At 45.6% G+C, this 24,664-nt stretch carries 23 protein-coding genes; 8 read left to right on the top strand and 15 right to left on the bottom strand.

Going from position 1 to position 24,664, the window contains the following annotated elements; all coding sequences use genetic code 11:
• Positions 1-72 precede the first annotated feature (72 nt).
• The 12 genes from mutS to MH117_RS04705 all read right to left on the bottom strand — a co-directional run bounded on the left by mutS (position 73) and on the right by MH117_RS04705 (position 15,688).
• Positions 73-2,892 carry a DNA mismatch repair protein MutS gene (mutS, locus tag MH117_RS04760; RefSeq protein ID WP_239327484.1) on the bottom strand — a complete coding sequence of 940 codons (2,820 nt, stop codon included), beginning with the start codon at positions 2,890-2,892 and terminating at the stop codon, positions 73-75.
• A gap of 205 nt (positions 2,893-3,097) precedes the next feature.
• Positions 3,098-4,633 carry a putative amidoligase domain-containing protein gene (locus MH117_RS26670; RefSeq protein WP_239327483.1) on the bottom strand — a complete coding sequence of 512 codons (1,536 nt, stop codon included), beginning with the start codon at positions 4,631-4,633 and terminating at the stop codon, positions 3,098-3,100.
• A 145-nt stretch (positions 4,634-4,778) separates the two neighbouring features.
• Positions 4,779-5,339: an outer spore coat protein CotE gene (locus MH117_RS04750; protein WP_239327482.1), complete on the bottom strand. Its 561-nt coding sequence runs from the start codon at positions 5,337-5,339 to the stop codon at positions 4,779-4,781.
• 467 nt (positions 5,340-5,806) lie between these two features.
• On the bottom strand, positions 5,807-7,138 hold the full coding sequence (locus tag MH117_RS04745; protein WP_239327481.1) for a hypothetical protein: 1,332 nt from the start codon (positions 7,136-7,138) through the stop codon (positions 5,807-5,809).
• Between the two features lie 106 nt (positions 7,139-7,244).
• Positions 7,245-8,240, bottom strand: coding sequence for an aromatic acid exporter family protein (locus tag MH117_RS04740; RefSeq protein ID WP_239327480.1), 996 nt, complete (start codon positions 8,238-8,240; stop codon positions 7,245-7,247).
• 130 nt (positions 8,241-8,370) lie between these two features.
• Positions 8,371-9,009 (bottom strand): GTP pyrophosphokinase, encoded by a 639-nt coding sequence (locus MH117_RS04735; protein WP_239327479.1) that lies wholly within the window; start codon positions 9,007-9,009, stop codon positions 8,371-8,373.
• A 141-nt stretch (positions 9,010-9,150) separates the two neighbouring features.
• Complete coding sequence (locus MH117_RS04730; protein ID WP_239327478.1) at positions 9,151-9,654, bottom strand: GNAT family N-acetyltransferase; 504 nt, start codon at positions 9,652-9,654, stop codon at positions 9,151-9,153.
• 146 nt (positions 9,655-9,800) lie between these two features.
• Complete coding sequence (locus MH117_RS04725; protein ID WP_481857244.1) at positions 9,801-10,583, bottom strand: ABC transporter permease; 783 nt, start codon at positions 10,581-10,583, stop codon at positions 9,801-9,803.
• A 43-nt stretch (positions 10,584-10,626) separates the two neighbouring features.
• Positions 10,627-11,421, bottom strand: a complete 795-nt coding sequence (locus tag MH117_RS04720; protein WP_239327476.1) for an ABC transporter ATP-binding protein — start codon at positions 11,419-11,421, stop codon at positions 10,627-10,629.
• Positions 11,422-11,457: 36 nt separating this feature from the next.
• Complete coding sequence (locus tag MH117_RS04715; RefSeq protein ID WP_239327475.1) at positions 11,458-12,471, bottom strand: ABC transporter substrate-binding protein; 1,014 nt, start codon at positions 12,469-12,471, stop codon at positions 11,458-11,460.
• 240 nt (positions 12,472-12,711) lie between these two features.
• Positions 12,712-12,972: a metal-sensitive transcriptional regulator gene (locus tag MH117_RS04710; protein ID WP_239327474.1), complete on the bottom strand. Its 261-nt coding sequence runs from the start codon at positions 12,970-12,972 to the stop codon at positions 12,712-12,714.
• 97 nt (positions 12,973-13,069) lie between these two features.
• The gene (locus MH117_RS04705; RefSeq protein ID WP_239327473.1) at positions 13,070-15,688 is read right to left on the bottom strand and encodes an FAD-dependent oxidoreductase; all 2,619 of its coding nucleotides are present in this window, start codon (positions 15,686-15,688) and stop codon (positions 13,070-13,072) included.
• 223 nt (positions 15,689-15,911) lie between these two features.
• Between MH117_RS04705 and MH117_RS04700 the strand changes: the two genes are divergently transcribed.
• Positions 15,912-17,015 (top strand): nitric oxide synthase oxygenase, encoded by a 1,104-nt coding sequence (locus tag MH117_RS04700; protein ID WP_239327472.1) that lies wholly within the window; start codon positions 15,912-15,914, stop codon positions 17,013-17,015.
• A 154-nt stretch (positions 17,016-17,169) separates the two neighbouring features.
• Here MH117_RS04700 and MH117_RS04695 read toward each other — a convergent pair whose 3' ends face one another.
• Positions 17,170-18,681, bottom strand: a complete 1,512-nt coding sequence (locus MH117_RS04695; RefSeq protein ID WP_239327471.1) for a carboxypeptidase M32 — start codon at positions 18,679-18,681, stop codon at positions 17,170-17,172.
• A gap of 124 nt (positions 18,682-18,805) precedes the next feature.
• Between MH117_RS04695 and MH117_RS04690 the strand changes: the two genes are divergently transcribed.
• Together MH117_RS04690 and MH117_RS04685 are read left to right on the top strand one after the other, a co-directional pair.
• Positions 18,806-19,138, top strand: coding sequence for an iron-sulfur cluster biosynthesis family protein (locus tag MH117_RS04690; RefSeq protein WP_239327470.1), 333 nt, complete (start codon positions 18,806-18,808; stop codon positions 19,136-19,138).
• Between the two features lie 26 nt (positions 19,139-19,164).
• Positions 19,165-19,794, top strand: coding sequence for a beta-class carbonic anhydrase (locus MH117_RS04685; protein WP_239327469.1), 630 nt, complete (start codon positions 19,165-19,167; stop codon positions 19,792-19,794).
• Between the two features lie 296 nt (positions 19,795-20,090).
• Here the strand turns inward: MH117_RS04685 and MH117_RS04680 are convergent, their stop codons facing one another.
• On the bottom strand, positions 20,091-21,212 hold the full coding sequence (locus tag MH117_RS04680; RefSeq protein WP_239327468.1) for a CobW family GTP-binding protein: 1,122 nt from the start codon (positions 21,210-21,212) through the stop codon (positions 20,091-20,093).
• Between the two features lie 216 nt (positions 21,213-21,428).
• On the opposite strand from MH117_RS04680, the gene MH117_RS04675 reads away from it, so the two are divergent.
• Complete coding sequence (locus tag MH117_RS04675) at positions 21,429-21,971, top strand: PadR family transcriptional regulator (RefSeq protein ID WP_239327467.1); 543 nt, start codon at positions 21,429-21,431, stop codon at positions 21,969-21,971.
• Between the two features lie 89 nt (positions 21,972-22,060).
• On the opposite strand, the gene MH117_RS04670 is transcribed toward MH117_RS04675, so the two are convergent.
• On the bottom strand, positions 22,061-22,606 hold the full coding sequence (locus tag MH117_RS04670; protein WP_239327466.1) for a DUF309 domain-containing protein: 546 nt from the start codon (positions 22,604-22,606) through the stop codon (positions 22,061-22,063).
• Positions 22,607-22,736: 130 nt separating this feature from the next.
• Between MH117_RS04670 and MH117_RS04665 the strand changes: the two genes are divergently transcribed.
• From MH117_RS04665 to MH117_RS04650, 4 genes are all read left to right on the top strand, one after another.
• Positions 22,737-23,180, top strand: coding sequence for a hypothetical protein (locus tag MH117_RS04665; RefSeq protein WP_239327465.1), 444 nt, complete (start codon positions 22,737-22,739; stop codon positions 23,178-23,180).
• Positions 23,180-23,470, top strand: coding sequence for a YxcD family protein (locus MH117_RS04660; RefSeq protein ID WP_239327757.1), 291 nt, complete (start codon positions 23,180-23,182; stop codon positions 23,468-23,470). The genes MH117_RS04665 and MH117_RS04660 overlap by 1 nt, the downstream gene beginning before the upstream one ends.
• 225 nt (positions 23,471-23,695) lie before the next feature.
• Positions 23,696-23,929 (top strand): 3-dehydroquinate dehydratase, encoded by a 234-nt coding sequence (locus tag MH117_RS04655; protein WP_239327464.1) that lies wholly within the window; start codon positions 23,696-23,698, stop codon positions 23,927-23,929.
• Between the two features lie 396 nt (positions 23,930-24,325).
• Entirely contained in the window at positions 24,326-24,646 is a 321-nt protein-coding gene (locus MH117_RS04650) for a helix-turn-helix domain-containing protein (protein WP_239327463.1), read from the top strand.
• The last annotated feature ends 18 nt before the right edge of the window (positions 24,647-24,664 follow it).

The following is a 24,664-nucleotide window of genomic DNA, read 5'->3' as shown; positions in this document are numbered from 1 at the left end:
TTGTATCATACTTACCGTTTATGGTACTTTCTTCTTAATATAACTGCTTAATATTTCTTCTTAAAATGCAAACTAATACTTCATCTTCCGTGCCGAACGCATCAATTCATGCAGTTGATTCATCGCTTCAAGCGGCGTCATAGACATGACATCGACCTCCTGCAATGCTTCCAGTAACTTTAATGCTTGCTCGGTGCGAGGATCCGTTTGTTCCATACTCATTTCCTTCATAGCAACCGGATGCTCTCCATCCCCAAACCCTTGATTCGGGGTGAAAGGTACCTGCTTGTCGCCGACTGCATTGTCTGCTTCAGCGGTTGCCGCCGCTTGTAATCTTGCCGCACTCAAATCTTCTGACTTATCCTTCTTATCAGCATGTATGTTCGGACTGGCAGACTGTATTCCAGTTTCTTCACCGAATAAAGACAGTTGAACCAGCTTTGATTCCCCTTCCCGTTCAGCACTTGATGGATGCGTAGTATCAGGATCTGAGACTTGTACCGCTTCTCCTTCATAATTCGTGAGCAGATCATATGCTCTTGTTATTATCGTATCAGGAAGTCCTGCTAGCCGAGCACAGTAAATGCCGTAACTTGTGCTAGCCGCTCCTGGAATGAGTTTACGCAGGAAAGTCACGTCATTGCCGTTCTCCTGTACGGCCATGCAGACGTTGGTCAAACGTGTCAATCTGTCCTCTAAGTGCGCCAGCTCATGAAAATGCGTAGACACCAACGCCTTGCAGCCGATACGATGATGTACGTATTCGATTACCGCTTGTGCGATGGACATCCCTTCGCTGGTGGAAGTGCCTCGCCCGAGTTCATCAATGACAACCAGGCTGCGCCTTGTTGCTTTCTCGGTCATCACCTGAATATCCATCATTTCAACCATAAACGTACTCTGTCCGCCGATCAGATCATCTGCCGCACCAATCCGTGTGAAGATACGGTCTACTAAAGGAACGGATGCGACGTCTGCTGGAACAAAACAACCTATTTGAGCCATAATACAGATTAACGCCACTTGGCGCATGTAGGTGCTCTTGCCGGCCATATTGGGCCCGGTTATGAGCAGCATGGAAGATTCCTGCTCATGAAGTGCAGTGTCATTAGCCATAAAGCTGCCCTGCTGCATAACAGCCTCTACGACAGGATGCCGCCCATTGGTTACATCCAGGTCATAGCCGTCATGCAACGTAGGCTTCACAAAGCGCTGCTTGGCACTTACGGTCGCAAGCGATTGGTACACATCCATCTCTGCCAGTGCTTCCGCCAACGTTTGCAAGCGCCGGATATGATCATTAATGCGTTGACGCAGTTCACTGAACAACTCATATTCAAGCCCAACCATCTTATCTTCGGCCTCTAGAATTAATGCTTCTTTTTCCTTTAATTCCGGTGTAACATATCGTTCAGCATTTGCAAGCGTCTGCTTGCGTTCATAGCGTCCTTCAGGCAGTGCTGCCAGATTAGACTTTGTTACTTCGATGTAATAACCAAACACTTTGTTGTACCCGATCTTGAGCGACTTGATGCCAGTCGCTTCGCGCTCTTTCCGCTCTAACTCCGCAATCCAGCGTTTCCCGTTCACACTCGCTTCGCGGAGCTTATCCAAATGAGCATCATAACCCGTCTTAATCAAATTGCCTTCACGTGTTGATACTGGAGGTTCTTCAATGATAGCGTGCTCGATCCACTGCGCAATATCTTGACATGCGTCCATTTGATTGGCAAGTTGCTGCAGCGTTGTTGAAGACATGTTCAGGCACAATTCCTTCAGCTGTGGCACGCGTTCCAATGACAGCTTCATCGAGATCAGGTCCCGACCGTTCGCCGTTCCGAACGCGATACGCGCGACTAGGCGCTCCAAGTCGTAGATTGCAGAAAGCTGCTCGCGCAGCTCCTCACGCCAAATGAGCTGGTGATACAATGTATTCACTGCTTCAAGGCGTTCTTCGATGCTTGTCCGGTTCAGCAGCGGCTTGTCGATCCAACGACGCAGCAGTCTTCCACCCATCGAAGTCTCCGTTTTGTCAAGCAACCAGAGCAGCGACCCTTTCTTAGCCCGCTCTCGCACCGTCTCCGTTAGCTCCAGATTCCGGCGGGTAAATGGATCAAGTACTAGATATTGATCCGGCTCCAACTCACGAATTGTCGTTAATTGGCCGAGTGACCGCTTCTGCGTAGTTTTTAAATAAGCCATCATCATACTGATGACATGCTGCCGCTCAATCTCAAGGCGGCCCCATACCGATTCACCAAATTGTTGCCTTGCCAATAAATCATCTCGCTCTGGCCACGCCGTGAACAGAACATTCCGATTCCAAGCACTGGTCAACGGCTTGACTTCTGCCAACAGGGCCTCGTCTCCAATCATCTCATTTGGAGCATACACATTTAGCTCGTCCATCAGCCATCCAGTTCCCTTTGGCGCCGAGGACACTAGCAGTTCCCCAGTAGTCAGATCGCAGGCTGCCAATGCATGCTTGCCGTTAAGTTCGGTTATTCCGATCAGATAACGATTGGATTTCTCATCTATCGATTTACCTTCCATCACGGTACCCGGTGTAACAATCCGTACGATTTCCCGTCGCACTACCCCTTTTGCTGCAGCAGGATCTTCTACTTGCTCGCAGATCGCTACCTTATAACCCTTCTCGATCAAACGTTGAATATAATTTTCAGCGGCATGATAGGGGACACCACACATCGGGATCTTCTCTTCTGTGCCCCCTCCTCGTCCGGTTAGCGTAATTTCCAGTTCTTTGGATGCTAGCAGAGCATCATCAAAAAACAACTCATAAAAGTCGCCTAAACGGAAAAATAAAAAGGCATCCTCTGCCTGTTTCTTTACCGCCAGATATTGTTGAATCATTGGTGTATAAGTTGACATCATATACCTCCATACCCAGTCATCATTGATTTATGATAATAATAAGAACGATGTATTCTGCTGTTCGTCTTTATGCTCTTTAATCCTTAACAACATGCTTCCGTATCGAATGCACACACTGCACATAAAAGTCCTATCTGTTATCATAGCAAAAAAAGAGCGATTCCTCACCCTGCAGATGATGACAGAACACAAAACATCACTGTCACAACCATACAGAGCGGATATCATCGCTCTCATTCCAAGTCCAATTCAGCTCAATTTTTCTTATTAATCGTTCAATACTTATGCGAGCGTTCACGTTCGCTAACACATATACATCAAGCAATCCTTCCACCGCATCGTCCCTATAAATATCTCTTGCCCCCCGCTGAAAGGCATCAGAAACTTTCCGCAAGGCACCACTTCGTCTGCTCAACTGTTTATAATGACGCACAACCAAATCGGTAAGCACTAGAACATCTAACGTTAACACAGGACAGCAAGCAAAATTTGGCAGCGTGCGATATTCGAATCCACCGGCTCCGCCATGCTCCTGCGACCTAACATCGCCGAGTGCCCCGTACTTGGGTCTGCGTCGTAAAGCAGCGCTTGACTCTTCCTGCTCCAAGAGGCTAATCGGAAGTGCTACATACGAATCCAACGCACGTACAAGCTCACTTGTAACTGTAATTCCAGACATGTGAATATGACCTCCCAGTGGAAACCTTCCACGAGGCCGTCCACCGGCATGCCACAACAATGAGCTGCCACTATCAGTCTGATCTGCCTTTGTCAGTGTATCCACTTGCCTGCTCGTATGGAATCCATTTGCACTGTCAATCACTTTCGCAGCAATTCGCATGGCTCCTTCTAATTCTTGTACAAGTCCTGCTGGAGTTGATGACGGCAATGGCCGCAATTCCATAATGGGGTAACTTACGTTTCCATTCACTCGAACCGCATCACATCCAGCAATCCCGCTGCGCGGCAAATATCTTGCAGCCGATATAAATTTACGTCTCAACGAGTCGTATAATATATATTCCATGTCTAGACCATATTTAAGATCATTATAGGCCCTTCTCTCTTCACGCAGAATGGAAATCGCGGCTGCAAGCAAGCTGTGTGCATAAGCATCCCACACCCATGCTGGGACACCTTGACGGGACACTGGACTAGTCAAGAGGACAACATCACCTGCCTGAACATCGTCAATGGTGTGCGCTCCATATAGTTCATGCTGCGTTCCACTATGTACATATTGGACCGTTACTTGTAACGTATCCCAACCAAGCGCATAGGCGGCTCGAATGGCCAACTGAGATAACCTTTTGTATGGAGGCTTGCTCCAGTCATCAAGCTGTCGATGCATAAATTTGCCGCTTGGCTGAAACAAGCTATGCCCAGCTGCTGCGACTTCTAACTGATTGACCCAAAAAGTTATCGTTCTTGCATATGAAGTTGCTGCAGGCATATACTTCCCATGCCATACCGCCTGTTCGGATACAGGTATACCAAATAACTTCAGACGCCGCCGCATCGTTTCGTCTGTCCATTCATAACTATATCGATTCAATAACAGCAATCGAGACTGCTGCTCTAACTCTAATTTAGCGAAGTGCTGCGTCAATTTTGTCCTCCAGCCTGCACTTCCAATTAGCCAATGAAAGAGAGCCCCACCTTCGGATACTGGAAGGACAGGCATGATCGAATCACCCTCCTCCCAGATCTGAATGTACGATACCGTCTGGACCGTCACGACGCCCCCTCCCATCTGCCTCAAGCCCATTTCTTCATTTTCAAAAAAAAGGAGGGCTATCGCCCTCTACGTCATGCACTTTCGTGCATACGTTAAAGTATGCCTTAGAAAAGAGAAACCGCCGCAAGGGCTTGCGGCGATCTTCTTACACTTCCTCGTCCGTCAAGTCTGGATCCAAATCATCGAATTCGCTGGTATCCCCGCTAAAATCAAATGTTTTGTCATCAAGATCAAGACAGCCGTTCGGACTAACTTTAACGCATACCTTTGTTTCTGCAACCATTTCCACTGCGAATTCGCGCTCCACGCGAATCGCAACACTCGTTCCGCTTGCCGAAACCGTAGCTTCTACGCAGTTAGGCTCCTGTGTGGATTCAGCAGATACTTCCTCTGTTGACGCACGGTGTCTCGGATCAACATACGATAAAGGAACGAGGTCTACATACGAAACTGTTTCTTTGGCAACATCTGTTTGCGAGTTGTTATTGTACGAATACCAGATGTTAATGTCGTAAGTACCGATAACCTCAATCCCATCCCCCGCCCGCACCGCCTCATATTGATGGTTTATAATCCATGCCCCCAATATGCTGGTCGGATTGTGAGGCGGAGTGACCGTATGTGTGACGACGGAGAACTTACGACCTTTGCCGCAAACCGCTTTCGTGATAATCTCCCGGCAATGGTTGTTATCTGAAATTGCCATCCTTTGGACCTCCTCCATACAATCATTCAATTAAAGTGTATGCGCGATGTGGGCTTATGTTACTACTCCAACAAAATTATCCGAAAAAATAATAGCCCTGTCGCCTGATACACGATAATCATTTAGAGCATTACCTATACTCTGATTGTTATGACACGATGCACGGATTGACCTTCCTACTATTAAAGCTTATAGAACTGATTCATAAAAAATGAGTTAAAACGTATGAATTCACATTATGTTCGTATGACGTTCGTCAAATAATGAGCCTGATATTGCCGGATTGGATTAACGGAAATTCTGCTAAAAATACGTTATGTCATCGTTTAAAGACAGAGGTGTATCTTCTCCTTGACGTCACCTTAATACCTACAGCAAGAGGACACCCGCTAATAGATCAGATGTCCTCATTACATGTATCTTGTTATTTCAGGTATGGTTCCACTTATGCACCTGCGACTTATCGATCAGTATTTTGAAATAAACACTTGTGCAGATGCAAATCCCTGTCCCAAATAGCCATACAGCCCATAATCGGTATACGTAGCGTTGATCGCGCCAAGCTGCTTGACTGTTCCGTCCTTGAGCACACCTTTAACAGCTACAATTAATGTATTGTGTTTGCCCCACGTCGCGTCTGGATACGACATATTAAAGTCAGTGACATTCACAATGTCTGCACGAACAACCTGAATGGCTGCAACTGGTTTACCCAACAGCTTAGCATCGCCTGTTTGCGAAATTTCGAACACGTCAATCCAATTCTCTATTTTGGGCTCTTTATTTTTGTTCAGCATGCGCCATACCCATTTGGTATTGTCAAGTAGCGCCCGATTGGACCCTGGATTGTACGTCCCTGTGTCATAAAAATCAAGTGGACTGACCATTCCCCAATAATAGCTGTTGTATTTATTCTCATCCATGTTCCACATACCATGTTGGGTATTCCACATCGTTCCATTGTACGCATAACCATAGTCCTTGTATGCCCGATCAGGATTAACGCTGCCGCCACTAAACTTCCCTAGCGACACCCTTTTAAAAGGTGATATCCCTGAGCCGTCAATCTCTAGCCCACTGCCGCCAATCGTCATTCCCCCATAACTGTCACACATAAAGACATTGTTCCAGCCAAGAGTGATGCCGAACTCGCGCCAGCCTCCCTGCTCATCAGGTGCGCCAATATCCAGCCCTGTCTGATCACGCATCGGGTCCCCTTCTGCATACGCTTTCTTGCCATTTGCTTTCCACAAGCTAATCCCTTGGTTCATGGAGTCACCAATGAGTTCTTCTCCAGGGTACGTTCCTCCCCCCTGAAACTGCCAACCAAAGCTAAAATTGTTGACGTTAAACCGCTTAAAACGTTGAGTGGTGTAGTCATACCATGCATTAACTAAAATCCAGAGTTCCGTGTACTCTACCCCACCGCGTATCCCCGTTAGAACCGCAAAATGGTATTTCGACTGCTCGCTCAGGTCCCCGCTCTCACGCATGCTTAGACTCCGATCTACCGTCGCATTTTTCAACCATACTGATCGAAACGCGTCAGATAGCGTTGGCAGCTCATCATTTGTCACGTGGTACGTACCTAAGCAAAAGCCCTCGTCTGCATCGGTCAGGTACAAACACAGCACGTTATCGTTAACAACAGGCAACGAATAGGTACTGTGCTGCACGATCACTGGCAAATACCCACTGACATGGTTCGGCTGATCGTTAAACACGACACGGACAGCCGCTTTTTCAGGATGAACAGAAAAGACAAACCCGATATGAATCAGGTTGTTGAGTTGAGGCACGCTCCTCACCACCCCATCTTGTCTCAAGTAGGGACTATACTCACAATGAGCATAGTCCCTTTACTCATATATTAACTGCAAGCGTCAAATATTCTTGCAGCAGACATTACTCATGTACTTCGCCATCCAGCGTATCCTTTTTATCTTTCTTTGCTATCTTCAAGTAGTCTCTTAACTCGCGGAACACCTGCAGAATAGCCGCCCGCACCTCAAATTCTTCACGAGTCTTTGGCAGTTCCATCTCTCTAATTTGCGGCTCCAGCTCATTGAGAAGTCGTTCTGTCTTACCGGTGTAACGAGGATTCTTTACATCCTCGCTCAGCTGTTCAAACAAATCTGCGACAAGATGGCAGTATGGTAGGGACTGGTAAATCTGCGCCAGAAGCAGCAGCATGCTTTGGATTGAGTCAAGCTGAGACTTTCTCATATAGAAATAAAGCAGCCAATGTTCTTCAATCTTCGTTTCCTCTGTAGGCATAATACGATTCTCCAACGCTTTTGAAGCGACTTCAATACCGTCATCAATCTTAGCTGCCGCCTCCATTAATTCATGTCCGTCCCATACGTACGTAGTATCCCGCAAATTGTAGCTGATTTGGAGAAAAATGCTGGAGAAGCTGTTATCTACATCTGTTCGATCCTGAATCAACTTCTCATCTTCCTTCGGCATATAGGCCATATTCACAAGAGTTGCCGAGCCAAGACCGCACACGAGCAGCAGTACTTCGTTCCAGACGGATGCAAGTGTCGCCTCGCCCGAAGCATACAAATGAAACACAACAACCGCACTTGTTACAATACCTTGTTTAAAGTTCATTTTAGCTACAATAGGGAATGTCAATAAAATATAAGCAGCCAATACCCAAAGTGAAAAACCGAACACTTTAAATAAGAACCACGCAACCAGAAGACTGACAATAGAAGCAAAGAAACGAGACGATACTGAGCTCAAGCTCTTTTTTCGGGTAACATCTACGGCCAATATTGCTAACGTCCCCGCTCCCAAATGGCTGTTTAGCCCGAGCTGCTCCGCCACCAAAATAGCCATAATAGCAGCAATCGCGGTCTTGATCACACGAAAGCCGACAAATCCAAACAACATGATGAGTGCTCCTTCGTTCAATAGCATGATGTAAAAGATTGTGTTGATAAGCACTTTTACTTGCGAAATCAATTAAACGTTTATTCCTCTAGTTCCTGGTGTAACGCAGAAAAAGCGAGCTTAGCGCTCGCTACTTCAGCAATTGATTACGAAGCTCAGACATCTGCTGGTCCCAAGAGAAGGATGCCTTTGACAACTCGACCAGCTGATCCTTTGCCTCTTGCGGAACTGCCCCGCCTTGATACTTATAGTTTAATTTGTGCTCCGTAGAAGCCCAAAAATCCATCGAGGAAGTGCGTAGTTGGATTTCGGCAGGTACCCACAATACTTCTTCAGATAAAATTACCTGCGTTTCTACGACCAAATGCAAGCTCTTGTAGCCACTTGCCTTCGGGTTCTCGATGTAATCCTTCACTTGAACCACACGCATATCCTCACGATTCTCGATATGCTGCTTTAGCATGTAGACGTCATCGATAAACGTGGTGACGATTCGCATTCCCGCTATATCTCGTATTTGCTCACATACAGCAGCTTGATTAAACGCTATGTTCTTCTTCTCTATTTTCTTAAGAAGCGACAACGGATTTTTTACACGTGCCTTCATATGCTCAATCGGCGAATAACCGAACTTGGTTTTCCACTCTAGGTCAATAATTTGAAAATCACTTTGGAGCTCATTCAACGCCATCTCATACTTATGAAAAAAGGCACCCCATGATCTTTGAATCAATTCAAACATTTCAATTCGGTTTACCTGCAACTTCATCCTGCTGACTCCTCCATGATGCTGCCCTTCGCAAATAGGCTCAGTTATCATTATTCCCTTATTATTTCTTAACAAGATGTCGCTATTATAACATGTCCAATCATCAGTTTCCTCGCGATAGTTGTTAAGCTTCCTTGAAGATTATCCGACTCTTTTTCCTACAATAATCAAATCTCTTTCAATCCCGTCAAGCTCCGCTACTTTGGGCAGGCAAGCCCACTGCTCAAAACCGTAACGTTGAAACAAGGCCAGGCTGGGCTCGTTATGGCCAAAAATAAAACCTAACAGGGATCGGATTCCAAGTTCAGGGCAGGCCTCCATCGCACGTTCCAACAAATATTTTCCAAGACCATGTCCTCGGTAGCGCTCGTCAATATAAATGCTCACTTCTGCCGTCGCATTGTAGGCTGGTCTTCCATAGAAAGATTGAAAGCTGAACCATGCACATATTTCTCCGTCCTGTTCCACAACCCACAGTGGTCTGAAGTCTGGTGTATGCTCTTGGAACCACCCTTCGCGGCTCTGTACCGTTACAGGGCTAGTATCAGCCGTAACTAATCGACTCCATACCGTCGAATTATAAATATGTACAATCGCATCCAGATCGTCCCTTTGTGCGTCTCTTATCGATAAGTTGTCCAACATGTGCGATCACGTCCTTCATGTACTAAGTTCTCCACTGCGAATAACACTCACCTAAACATTTTATAACAGGAATCGAATAATTGGAATCGGCAGCGCACGAAGGCCCCGCAGCTCCATAAAAATGGATGCAGGGCAGCTATCAAAAGTTACTTTTGCAGCCATCGACGTTCCAGATAATCCACAATCTGATACATAAAGGTCGCCACTATCGCTATGAGGACAAGCGAAGCTAACACCAATGTAAAATTAAACACTTGAAAACCATATATAATTAAGTAGCCAAGACCAACCTTGGATACGAGAAATTCACCAACGATGACACCTACCCAAGATAAACCAACGTTGACCTTTAGCGTAGAAACGATCGCGGGGTACGACGCAGGTAAAATGACCTTCATAAAAATAACGTCTCTTCGGCCACCAAATACTTGAACAACCTTTACATAATTTGGATCAACTTCACGGAAAGCGTTATATACAACAATTGTAGTAATCATCACCGTGATAGATAGTGTGGTCACGACAATAGCAGTAAATCCAGGACCAAAACCAACAATAAACAACGGTCCAAGTGCTACTTTGGGCATACTGTTAAACACAACCATATAGGGATCAAGCACTTTTGCAAGAAATCGGGACCACCATATAACAATAGCAAGAAGCGTTCCAAGCACGGTGCCCAGCAAAAAACCAACGATGGTCTCGCCAACCGTCATACCAAGATGGGGCCATAGGCTGCCGTCAATCATATCTTTCCAGATCTGATATCCTACTTTGCTAGGGAAGCTGAAGAGCAGAGGATCAATCCATTTTAGTCGCCCTGCTATTTCCCATAGAGCAATAAAAACAACGAGGATAAGCAGTTGTGTTGCCGATACTTGAAGTTTAAACTTGCGCTGTTGCTTACGAAAATCATCATATGTCTTCATCACAAGCGAAGAGGAGCGAAATGGAGCGCCTGGCACACGATTGTTAGGCATTGTTTCTCCCCCTGACCTTGCGATCTGATGCCTCTAATTCTTTCCATACCTCGTGGAACAAATCATTGAATCCATGCTGTTCTCTAGCATAGAAAGGCTGTGCAGACCGAATCGGTTCTGGCACTTGAAACGAACGTCTCATACTGCCAGGGTCACGGTTCAAGACGATGACGCGGTCACTGACTGCGATTGCTTCTGACAGGTCATGTGTCACCAACACTGCCGTTTTCTCACGCGCCTTGAGTGTCTCCACAATCAGATCTTCCAGCTGCAACTTAGTCTGATAGTCAAGCGCTGAGAACGGCTCATCTAGCAGCAGCAGCTCTGGTTCCGTCGCTAGGGTCCGTACCAACGCTACTCGTTGTCTCATTCCGCCAGACAATTGATGGGGGTACAACTTCTCCGTTCCGCCTAACCCCATACCGTCAAGCAGATTAAGTACACGTTCCTTCGTCACTTCGTTTAACTGCTTTGTTAACTCTAGACCAATGCATGCATTGTCCATAATCGTCCGCCAAGGAAACAAATAATCCTGCTGCAGCATATAGCCTATATAAGGTGTCGTTCCTTTTATGCGATCGCCATTAATTAATACATCGCCCTCTGTCGGATCAACAAGTCCTGCTATAATCGACAACAGTGTCGTCTTCCCGCATCCGCTCGGTCCAACAAGAGAGACAAATTCGCCGGGCGCGATCGAGATTGAAAGCTGCTCGACAGCGAGCTTAGCTTCTCTCTCATTGACATATACATGCGTTACATTACGCAGTTCGACCGTCGGAAGCACGGAGACCGCCTCCTTTCTTCATCATCCACTCACTTCTCATTTCACGTTAGTCTGCGCATGCTCTGCGTATTGATTGTCCACGAGCTTATCAATTGCGACATCTTGCTTTAACTCGCCTGCTGTCCGCAGTACATCTAATAAGTTGCTCCACTCTTCTTGGTCAAAAGAAGGATCGGATGCATAAGAACCTTGCTCTTTATACCGCTGCACGGCACGAATTACAATGTTACGATCCGCGTCTTTGAAGTAAGGAAGAATGGCTTCAGCAATTCGCTCGGTACTATTGTCAGCAACCCAAAGTTGTGCTTTATAGAGCGCGTTCGTAAATTTTTGTGCTGTGCTTGGATGTTTCTTTAGAAAACTTCCTTTTGACATATAAGCGGTATAGGGCAGTTTTCCGCTTTCCACCCCGAACGAAGCCACCACATGTCCTTTTCCTTCTTGTTCAAAGATCGACGCCTGCGGTTCAAAAAGCTGTACATATTCTCCTGTTCCAGAAGCATATGCAGACGCAATATTTGCAAAATCAATGTTTTGGATCAATTCCAGATCCTCATGAGGATTAATGTGATGCTTCCGCAGCGTAAATTCGCCTGCCATTTGCGGCATACCGCCTTTTCGCTGTCCTAGAAATGCCTTACCTTTCAAATCATTCCACTCGAAAGTATCCTGCTTGTTTCTTGCCATCAAAAAAGTACCGTCTGTCGCGGTTAGTTGTGCGAAGTTGATTACGGGATCATCCGCCCCTTGCTGGTAGACATAGATTGATGTCTCTGAACCAACCAAAGCAACGTCGATAACACCCGATAAAAGTGCCGTCATCGTCTTGTCGCCACCCGCTGTTGTCTGCAGTTCGACATCCAGACCTTCATCTGCAAAAAAGCCTTGAGACAGCGCAACGTATTGTGGAGCATAAAAGATAGTTCTTGCCACTTCGCCCAGCCGAACTTTCTCTCGTGCTCCCGAGCTGCTGCTGCATGCGCTCAGTACAACCGACATGATGAGGACAACAACAACTACAGCGTTTCCTGCCCTTTTATAAACCCGCATTCTGAACCCCTCCTCCACATTCCTTTCATTGCACCTGCAACTCCCGTTTCGTTGCAAGTCGTTCTTAGTGCATCGTATGCGGATAATCGCCTATTGGTTAATAGAGCTTGCAGCGCCAGCTCAAGATGCACAACGCAGATGAACAAACAAAAGAAGCTCTCGTGTCATACACGGGAGCTTCTTTTTACACCTATTGAAGTGATGAGCAGCCTTCACATCACATTACCCTTTTTGGGCACACTATCGACTCTTTACGATTAATTCGACTGCTTCCTGAATGACCTCATCCGGATCTTGCCCTGCCTCAACTTGTTCCCGAATACAATGTGCGAGATTCTCGCCGATAACGACCCCTATCGTACGATCAACCGCTGTCCGTACCGCCGAAAGCTGTGTTACAATACTACGGCAGTCTTCCCCCTTCTCAATCATATTTAAAATCCCTCGAATTTGTCCTTCTACCCGCTTAAGTCTGTTTTTTACAGCATCATTATATTCCATCGTATGAACTCCATTTTGATTAAAATAAATTTAATATTGATCACTTTCTTGTTCCTATCATTTACCAATCAACATCCACTTACCTTAGGATTGAGGGTCATATAAATAAGTTTAAGCCCGAATCGTCCGCATCGCTTAAATAAGTAGCTACCCCACCTAGCTGCACACCCGGCAGCAATTCATCGGCTGTGAAACCCATCAACTCCATACTCATGGTACAAGCGACAAACTTGACACCCGCCTCCATCGCATTGTTCATTAACGTTTCCAGACTGTCGACATTTTTACGTGCCATCATCGTTTCAATCATTTTCGGTCCAATGCCGCCAAAGTTCATCTTCGATAATGGCAATTGCTTAGCGCTGCCAGGCAGCATCATACTAAACATTTTGCCGAAAGTATCCTTATCTGTCCGCGGCGCGTCAGACCTCTTTAGAATGGATAAGCCCCAGAATGTGAAGAACATCGTCACTTTCTTGCCCATAGCAGCTGCCCCTGAAGCTATAATAAACGATGCGATCGCTTTGTCCAACTCTCCGCTGAATACAACCATCGTAGCCGAATCAGCGGACCGCTGGTTCGATGCAACTTCGGCAGGCAGCTTGGAACTAGCATTGCAGCTGCCAGCTGCTGGGGGCTCCATCAGTGAAGCAGCATGAGCTCCCTTTTGAATATAAACATGAACTTGACCATCCTTCATCTCAGCGTGCAGTAGTGTATTCCCGGTCTTTTCGCTCCACTTCTGAGCATCCAAACGAAAGCCAGGATCGGTTGCCATTATATGCACGACCTGACCTGCCTCCAGACTTTGCACGGCCTGATACAGCTGCATAATGGGACCTGGGCATTGAAGTCCCCGCGCATCCACTACTTTGTGTGCAGTCAGTTGATTAGGATCTGACGGGGCTATTTTCTCCGTATGTTCAGCGCGCCTCTCTCCCTGATCATTGTCGGGTTCACCTGACGAGGCTGCCTGTCCTGAAGTTCCTCCACCCGACGCACGGCTGATCCGTTCCTTAACCATCGTTGCATACGTTTTATATCCGCCATCGATGTTTCGGACCTGGATGCCCTGTTGTGACAGCATACGTGCAGCAACATACCCGCGCAAGCCAACCTGACATGACACATAAACAGTTTCATTCTTGGGAAGCTTCTCCGCTTGTGCTCGTAATTGATGAAGCGGGATGTTGATCGTTCCCTCTATATGTCCAGCCTGAACTTCAATAGGCTCACGCACATCTATCACAGTAGCACCTTGACTGATTAAGGCATCCACTTCATTCCACTGGACTGTATCCACCAAGTCATCCATCATATTGGAGGCGATGTAGCCTAACATATTAACAGGGTCCTTCGCCGAGGAGTAAGGCGGTGCATAGCTAAGTTCAAGGTCTGACAAATCGTATACGCTAAGTCCGCCGCGCATTGCCGTCGCGATCACATCAATCCGCTTGTCCACCCCCGCCATGCCGACACCTTGCGCACCCAATATGCGACCATCCTCAGGAGAAAATAAGAGCTTTAATGACATAGAGGCTGCCCCAGGGTAATAGCCTGCATGTGACAATGGGTGTGTATGCACAACACGATAGGCTATTTCAGATCGCTGCAATACTTTTTCATTATTGCCTGTGGATGCAGCAGTTAGTTGAAATACTTTCGCAATCGCCGTACCGTATGCGCCTTTGTAGCTGACAGATCTTCCATTTAAAATATCTCCAATGAGACGACCTTGACGGTTTGCTCCCCATGCAAGCGGCACGTATGTTGGCTGCCCATTAACCGCATCCTTCACTTCAATGACATCACCAACCGCATAAATATGAGGATCACTTGTTTGGAGCTGCTCATTCACACGGATCGCGCCTCTTACCCCCGTATCCAATCCCGCCGTAACAGCAAGCTGATTCTCAGGTTGAACGCCAATGGCTAGTATTGTCATGTCCGTATCCAATTTGAGTCCACTATCCAACACAACAACATGCCCTTGCTGTTCGAAAGCCTGTACCCCTTGGCCAAGCAGCAGTTCCACACCGTGATCTCGCATATGCTGGTGCACTATCGCTGCCATTTCTTGATCCAGCGGATTCATAACCTGTTCCGATTTCTCAACTAATGTCACTTGTATGCCGCGTTCTCGTAAATTTTCTGCCATTTCCACACCAATAAATCCGCCGCCAATTACGACTGCCTTCCGTGTGCCGTGCTGATCGACATGTGACTTTATCAAATCCGTATCTGGGATATTCCGGAGCGTAAATATGTTGTCTGCTTCATCAATGCCTGGGAAATTAGGACGTATTGGCTTTGAACCAGGTGATAATACTAAAATATCATAAGGCTGTTCATATGCCGTTCCGTCCTGAACATTTTTTATGCTTAAAATTTGACGCTCTCGATCAATGGAAACGGCCTCGCTCCAGATGCGCACTTCAATTGCATAGCGATCAGAAAGACCTTTTACCGTTTGTACCAATAGCTTGTTGCGGTCTGTTATGGAACCGCCAATGTAATAGGGCAATCCGCAGTTGGCAAATGAAATATGCTCGCCGCGCTCAATCATAATAATATGATCGGTCTCATTCATTCGGCGGAGCCTTGCTGCGGCAGAAGCTCCCCCTGCTACTCCTCCAACAATTACTATAGTACGTCCTTGCTCATTTGAATTTTTCGTTTGTACAACCGGCTCATCTTGAGTTGTTGTTTTCTTCATCTGTGACATGTGCAGCACCTGGCCTCTCTTCACATCATTGTTATTTTATAAAATACCCTATGGGGTATTATTGAGCGTGTAATTTATACCCCCATGGGTATAGTAACATGCAGTGTACAACACGTCAACCTGTCATTAATTTGTGTCATTTCTGATGTTTTGGAATCACTACTTTATGTTAATCTGTCATTATGATTTTATCTGTCGCAGGGAGGGGAACCTAATGACTTTAATACCAAATGAAACAGCCTCTCTATATAGACAAGCTGAACTGTTTATTCGAACATGTCATTCGGAATTGCAACTTGCCGATGAATATACGGAACACCGACTGGCCGATATTCGAACCCGTATAGCCGAGACTGGAACGTATGAACATACTAGCGAAGAACTTATTCATGGGGCGAAAATGGCGTGGCGCAACAGCAATCGTTGTATCGGCAGGCTATTTTGGAACACGCTGCATGTGATAGATCAGCGACATGCGGCTACAGCAGACGAATACTTTGATGCCCTGCTTGAACATATCCGTTATGCGACTAATAGTGGCCAAATTCGGCCCACGATAACTGTCTTTAAATCCCATCAAGATCATGAGGATGGCTGGCAGATTTGTAATGATCAGCTTATTCGTTATGCTGGATACAAGACTGCTGATAGTGTGATCGGAGATCCTATTTCTGTTGAACTGACAGCACAGTGCCAACGATTGGGCTGGCGAGGCCAAGGCGGTGCCTTTGATCTGCTGCCGCTTGTCATCCAATGGGGGCAAGATGAACCAGTATGGAGAAACATTCCAGAACCAGATGTACTTGAAGTTCCGCTTACCCACCCTGAATATGCATGGTTCAGTGCGTTTAATTGGAAATGGTACGCTGTACCAATCGTATCAAACATGAGGTTGGAGATGGGTGGATTATGGTATGATACCGCGCCATTTAATGGCTGGTATATGGGAACCGAGATTGGCGCCCGCAATCTGGCAGATGAAGAACGTTATAATTTGCTGCCGGTTGTTGCTGAATACATGGGCTTTTCCACCCATTCCAACATCAATTTGTGGAAAGATCGAGCGCTAGTTGAATTAAATGCAGCAGTTCTTCATTCTTATAGGCAAGCAGGTGTAAGTATCGTTGATCATCATACTGCTGCTCGCCAGTTCAAGCAGTTCGAGCAGCGAGAACAAACAGAAGGACGAACGATAACTGGGGACTGGACTTGGCTTATCCCTCCCATGTCTCCGGCTGCAACTTCCATTTTTCATCAAAGCTATGACAACACCTGGAATTCCCCTAACTTCTTTTATAAAAGTAAACCATCAAAATGATAGACTTGGCCAAACCCTAAGCTCATCAATATAATAAGACCCTGCTTATCGGCTTTGATATCCGACAGGCAGAGTCTTATTATAACTGCTATAAATATAAATCGTGCCGCACAAGCAACAACCTAGACTGCTTTGTCAAACGATGTCATATCGTTTAAAAACCATATACATCCTTCGTCTTTGCAGTAAGATAGTCAACCAGATATTGTGGATTTAACGCTTCACCTGTCATACGTTCAATGATTTCAGATGGTGTCAGCAATTTTCCATACTGATAGACATGCTCTGATAACCACTCTTTGATCGGCAGCAGGTCTCCCCTAGCAATGCGTTCGTCCACATCAGGCATGACCTGACGGAGCTTGTTCATCATTTGCGCTCCATACATGTTTCCGAGTGAATAAGAAGGGAAATATCCAAAACCACCGCTGGACCAATGCACATCCTGCAGCACACCCTCGCCATTGTGAGAAGGTTTCACTCCCAGGTAGCTTTCATATTTCTCATTCCACACGTCAGGCAGATCGTCTACGGACAGATTGTCATTAAACAGCATCTTCTCAATTTCGTAGCGGATAATAATATGAAGGTTATAAGTTACTTCATCGGCTTCAATGCGAATAAGTGACGGTTCGATACGATTGATTGCCCGATAGAACTGCTCAACTTTCACAGCACCAAGCTGCTCTGGAAATACTTTTTGCAGATCTGCAAAGTAGCGCGACCAGAACAGACTGCTGCGTCCTATTAAATTTTCCCAAAAACGGGATTGTGACTCATGAATCCCCATCGAGGTACCCGTGCAGAGAGGCGTGCGCGCCAGATCCTCACGGATATTTTGCTCATACAGAGCATGTCCACCTTCATGCAGCGAACTGAATACAGCACTTGCTACGTCATTTGGTAAGTAATTGGTTGTAATCCGAACATCACCCGGATTGAGTCCTGTCGCAAATGGATGGACACTCTCGTCAAGACGGCCTGCATCAAAGTTGAAGCCGATTTGCTTTAGAATAAAGTTACTGAATTGTTTCTGACCTTCTATGTCAAAAGATTGATCTAGGAAACCGTGCTCCGGCTTATTGTCTGAATGCTGAACTGCCTGTACCAATGGAACCAGCTGATCGCGGAGCTTGCCGAAGATCGCATCCAGCTTAGCTACCGTCATTCCCGGCTCGTACATATCAAGCAGCGTATCATACCGCGTCTCTTTCGCATCCCAGTAGTCAATAAACTTCTGATTCATCTTTACGATGTCTCTTATGTAAGGTTTAAACATTTCAAAATCTTGATTGGCCTTTGCTTCTTCCCACACGGTCTCCGCATTGGAGGTTAACACGATGTATTCTTGATAAAGCTGTGGAGGAATGAGCTTGTTGCGGTTGTATTCCTTTCTTGCCTCTATTACGAGCTTACGTGTAGTCGCATCCAACTGCTCTAGATCCGCTTCCAAAGCATCCAAGCACAGTCCCATCTCCTCGGAAATGCCCAGCTTAAACATATCGGTAGACAACATTCCAATCGTCTCCGAACGCATCTGCGCACCTTTGCGTGGAGCGCCTGTACGCAAGTCCCAATACATCAGACCTATCGCTTCTTCGTAAGACTTCAACTTCGTCACGATATCTCGAAACTTTTGAATTGTCTCTGATTGTGTTGTACTCATGCTTCGATCACCTCGGTATCAAATTGAACCTGCCTCTTGATGATACGCTGTGTAAGGCTTATAATCAACTTTCAAAAGCACATGAAATTTTCATTGCTATTGCATAAAGGAGCTGAACTCTTGTATGAAGATCGATCTACAGCTGACGGAAGCCGCTATCGAAGCGATTGAGCAGCAGTTGAACGGAACAGGAATATTAAAGCTCATTTATGATACTGATGGCTGCGGCTGTGCCGTAAACGGCGTGCCAAGCCTATGGCTGGTATCTGAACCGTCAGCATTTGACGTTTCGATTCTGACCAATGCACCCTTCCCTATCGTCATTGATCGACATCAGACGGTCTTCTTTGAAGAACAGATGCGATTATATACGCAAGGAAGCGGATACTATAAATTGTCGAGCAATCAGCAAATTTATTCGGTGCATGTGGCTTGTATAGACAAACGTCATACTTAGTTAATTAATGCGTAGGAGGGAAATCAATGTCCAACATGTTTGAAATCTTAGAATATAACGAACAGTTTGTCAGTAATCGCGAGTACGAGCAATATTTAACGAACAAGTTTCCCGACAAAAAGATGGTTATCTTTACATGTATGGATACAAGACTTGTGGAGCTTCTTCCTAAAGCGATGAATTTGCGAAATGGGGATGCCAAAATCATAAAAAATGCTGGGGCAATTATATCTCAGCCTTTTGGTAGTGTCGTGCGCAGCGTTTTAGTAGCGATCTACGAGTTGGAGGCCAACGAGGTTATGGTTGTCGGCCATTATGAGTGCGGCATGACGGGTTTGAACTCGCAGCATATTATCGATCAAGCAAAGGAACGCGGAGTTGATGATGTTGTCCTGGATACATTGACAAACTCTGGCATTAAGCTTCATCATTGGCTGCGTGGATTCGATAACGTGCATGAAGGAGTGCTGAACAGTGTGCGTATCTTACGCAACCACCCGCTTCTACCTTCTGACATTCCAGTACATGGCATGCTGATTCATCCCGAGACGGGTGCTTTAGAATGGATCGCTGATGGATATCGTTATTTGGAAGAGAAGAAGTCTTCTAACGGTGCGTCAACAGATATCCCTCCTTCTCCTTCAGCAACTAGATAATTACTGTCGTGTACACATAAAAAAGGAGTTGAACGCAACTCCTTTTTTATGTGTGCTATAATTGTAATTATAACCATTTTATCCAGAAGAAGATAGCGACTCTACCCTCATTAAGTTCCACGGTTCCCCCAACATTCTACACCCAACCTCCCCACTTGCGTCCATCCCGTTATTGTTGTGAAACCTCACCTATAACAGTGCCTACAGGCTCATTAAGCTCTGCAAATGTAAAAGCCGTCCAGAACAAGAAGCTCAGCTCTGGACGGCTTATTAACACCTCACAAACAGCTCACTAATTAGACTTCATCCATACAAGCTGACAGTCGCTTGTATAGTTGATCCGCATTCATCTGTTCCCCAATTAGCACAATAACATCATCCACTTGGCCTTGTGGCATAATCGGAATAAACTCGGTAGCACGATACGCATATTGGAACATGTAGCGTTTAGATGTATCGGTGAAACTTACAATTCCTTTGGCACGGTACACTTCTTGTGGAAGGTCCATCAGCCATTGCTCGAATCGTTCACTGTCGAGCGGCTTATCGATTGGGTGCGTCCACACAGTCACATGAGCATGGGAAGATTGACGAGAACGATGGATTGAGCACGTATGCTCGGGACTCGCTTCTTTCCTAATAGCAGAATGATACTGTTCATCGTCCTTATGCATGTTGCACGTACAGACGTTGCGTTCGTCGGAAGACACCTGTGATACACGTGTTGACATAAAGTCGCTGCTTAGCTGCTGCGATGTCAGTAAGCCATGCTCCCACACTGATCGCGGCACAATCGCCTTGCTTGTTCGCACCCTAACGGCAGTTTCATTCCAAGCACACACATGGCTTTCGACACGATTTGCCTCTTCATCGGACAGCAGATCACATTTATTCAACACAAGCACGTTAGCTGCACGCACCTGTTCACGCAGAAGACGCTCCAATTTCTTAGATGGGGCTCGCGTCGCATCGGACGGGGGAAATACTTGATCGGCTAATTGGACGGTATCTGCCAGCGTAACAATCTGTGTCAATTGTACTGGAGCATATAACGATACCTCAGTTAATGTGTCCACAAGCTCCATCGGTTCTGCGATGCCTGTACACTCTACATATATAACATCTGGAGCCTGCTCGGACACCAATTCGTGCAGTTTGACGCCAAAGTCTCCCCGAATAGAGCAGCATATACATCCGCTTAACAGTTCCTCCATCGGAACCTGTTCTGGCAGCAATTGGCCATCCAAATTGACATCGCCAACTTCGTTCATAATAACGGCCGGGGTGAGTCCAGCTTCCAAGCTCCAAGCCAGAAGCTGTTGGAGCAATGTCGTCTTGCCGCTTCCTAGAAACCCAGCTAATATAATAACAGGTATATCCTGTCTAACTGCATTCTCATCAGATATGGATGAAATCATATCATTATCCCCCATCATGTTGTACAATAAAGTCTCATCACATGATACAACCTTCCTCGTTGGCAGCGCAAGACACTTTACCCTTATCTAGACTATTTTAGCAATCACCCATTGAATTTATGTAATTTTTTTCATATAATCAAAATGAATATTATGTTTGTTTATCTAGCAGGGGAACTTTAGTGGCACCAACAGTTGAATTGGGGGGATTCATTTATGTTAAACACTTTATCGTATGGACTGCTTGGACTACTGGCCCGGGAGTCTTGCTCCGGTTATGATTTAATGCTGCGGATTCAGCCTTTCTGGCAGGCCAAGCATAGCCAGATCTATCCGCTTCTTGCCAAGCTTGAGCGCGAAGGCTTCGTCCAATTCGTACGCATTGAACAAAGAGATAAACCAGACAAGAAAGTATATTCCATTACTGAGAGTGGAACTAAGGCCGTGATGAATTGGCTCGGGGAGGCGCCAGCAGATGCTGCGACGCGGGACGAGCTTAGTCTGAAGGCACAATGTATATGGATGACTGATCGTAACATTGCCATCCCTTTGTTCTTAACGCGACTCAAACAGCTAGACACTAAGATTGCTTATTATGAGAAACTGCTTTCTCGTATCCCTGAGAACGAGCGTCATGCTCGCTCCTTGCATTTCGGCGATTATATCTTACTGAATCGAGCTATCACATTAGCGGAAGCTCAGATTAAATGGTGCCGCTGGGTGGTTACAATGCTAGAAGCAACTAGTGAAGACGAATAACATCTTAAATAAGAGTCCTAAGACCGCAGAGTGAGTGTAATGAACTCTGCGGTTATTTGATATTCTTGCAGCCACTTCCCACTTGTAGGTTAGCAGTTAGGAAGTCTTCGATTAAGCGCAGCCTGTCTTGCTGCTATAACATCGGAACGATCCCGAAGACGATGACGATGGATCAGTTCGTCCGTAAAGTCCGTGTCTGCTAGATTCCAGCCTAAGCCGTGCTTATTGCAATAAATCTGGCACTGCTTCAACAAATGGGGATCATCAATAGGCAAGTTCATCGTCTCAAATACACGATCAGCGCGGACACGTTCTGAGGACATCATAAGGTGTTCCGTTTTCTTCAATCGCTGACCCACCATATATGTTAACTTATCCCCCTCTATGCCAAGACCTTTCCAATCAATCGACCGTATACTATTCTCAACTTGACGATACATCTTCTCTGCGCCCGGCAAGTTCCCTCGTCGTTCATGATATAAGCCCACCGCCAAACGTATGAGCACGAGCCAAGTCTGCTGGAGATCAGCATCTGTTTCCTGCTTCCACATCTCTTCCATAATCTCATGGCATTCAAACCAGTCACGTGTGACGTGGAATTCCACCAAATATTGAATATAGCCATCTGCATACATGGTGCTTCCCTCCTTGGCAGTTACCGTCTATGACTATTGTAACAAATCCCATCATCTTTTTGAAACCATTTGTGTGTTGAAAACGTAAAGCATGTCGAAACGGTAACCATTCTTCTAGAGGAGGCAAATCATGCGCAAATGGATGTCGGTCTTTTTGGTAGTCGCACTTCTGTTCGCTGTAACAGCACCAGGAGTTGTAGATGCTAAACGAGGAGGATTCAGCTCAGGAGTCAAGAAATATAATCCGTCTACGAGCAAATCCAACTCAGGTACTTCCAATTCCACCAACAACAAGTCGAATGTAAACAACTCGACCAATAAAAACACAAATACGGGAACAACAGCTAAACGGGGTTTCTTTAGTGGTGGAAGCTTAATGAAAGGCTTGATGATTGGTGGTCTTGCTGGGCTTCTATTTGGCGGGCTATTCGGCAACATGGGAATGATGGGGGAAATTCTAGGCTTAATGCTGAACGTAATCGCTTTGATCGTGTTAGTTATGGTCATCTCGATGTTTGTTCGCAAGTGGCGTGAGCGCCGTAAGCCAGCATCTAATGACGGACGGTGGAACTAATGAATTTAACCTTGACGATGGATGAAATTGTGAATGCAATCTGCCTCAATATGGCGATGCGTAGACAAGTTCAGCCTTCTGATATCGAGGTTGAACTGTGTTGGGATGAAGAACATGGATTCTCTGCTCAAGTATGGGTGCAGGGCAGACAACAATATATTGTTGAGACTAATATGCTGGAAGCATTAGAACAATATGTTTATAACACACATGGGCAGCGTGTCTTCCGTTCACAGATTCAGCTCCAGGTAAACGATGAGGAAATGTGGGCAGACGTTCAATTGAGCTAGTCCACTATACCAACGTATAAAACGGCTGCTCCAAGATGAATCATAATCATCTAGGAAGCAGCCGTTTTCTTCTATTAGCAATACCTTTTCTCTATGAAAATGACGAAATATTTTTCAAAAACAGCCGTTTTGTAACAACATTGTAGCCAGTTTTTAAGGTGAATTTAATGTTCACCCCTTAAGATAATAACAAGAGAAATAGAATGAAACAGGAGGCCGATATGAATGAAAACTGTATATATTGATTTCCAAGATCGTAAAATACCTGTATTCTGTACAACCGTGTCCCACAAAAATACATTTTCACTACTTAAAGACGCACTTAATCGGAAGCTCAATTCTGGTAAAAGAGCCATTAAGACTTGCCTGGAGACATTAATCAGTATCGAGATCGTAGGGTCAGAAGCGATACTTCATTCTCGCAGAGAAAACGACACACTAGCCCTCTCGCTCTACTAGTACACACATGATCAGGTTGTATACTGCACGACCGCATCGAGGTTGATTCGGCAGTTGGATAAGGCACAATGTAAATTACGAACGTATATAGCCCAGCATGCTACTTAGCTAACCTATATACATGAACACAACTCTTATTTAACCACTGTACAAATTATTTTGCAAACATTCGGCGTATCTTCTTTTGGAAGATACGCCGTTTTTGTATTGGGTCACACACGATTACCAAGTCAAGGCCCTTACAATATGGTAAATATTTCACCTTACCTGGCTAAGTCCTTATTTCTGCACACAGTAAAAATAATTTTCTTGACACGATACATATTGTATCATACATTACAAATAGTGCCCTATTCCTACTGCAGCATTATCATGAACAAAAAAGGAGTAAAGTGAATGACAATTGGAGAGCGCTTACGCAGACTGCGGATGTCTCGTAAATTGTCTCAAGAAGAAGTCGCCCGGCATATCGGAGTTACACGTTCCGCATACAGTCATTACGAGATCAACAGTCGTCAGCCTGTTTACGATACAATTCGTAAACTAGCAGTTCTTTTTGACGTATCCATTGATTATTTGGTGAATGCGGATAATCAGGATAAACAGCCTGTTGAAACACAGCGACTTCTTCAAATGTGGCAATCGATGGACGAACATTCACGTGAGCAAACGTTAAGTATGATGCAGCATGTCATGAAGCATTCCGAGTTAAAATAATACAAACAAACATCTTTT

The sequence above is a fragment of the Paenibacillus sp. ACRRX genome (genome assembly GCF_022346885.1).
Lineage (GTDB): Bacteria > Bacillota > Bacilli > Paenibacillales > Paenibacillaceae > Paenibacillus_B.
Note: the sequence above shows the minus strand (reverse complement) of the source record. Positions and strands in the feature narration are given on the sequence as shown.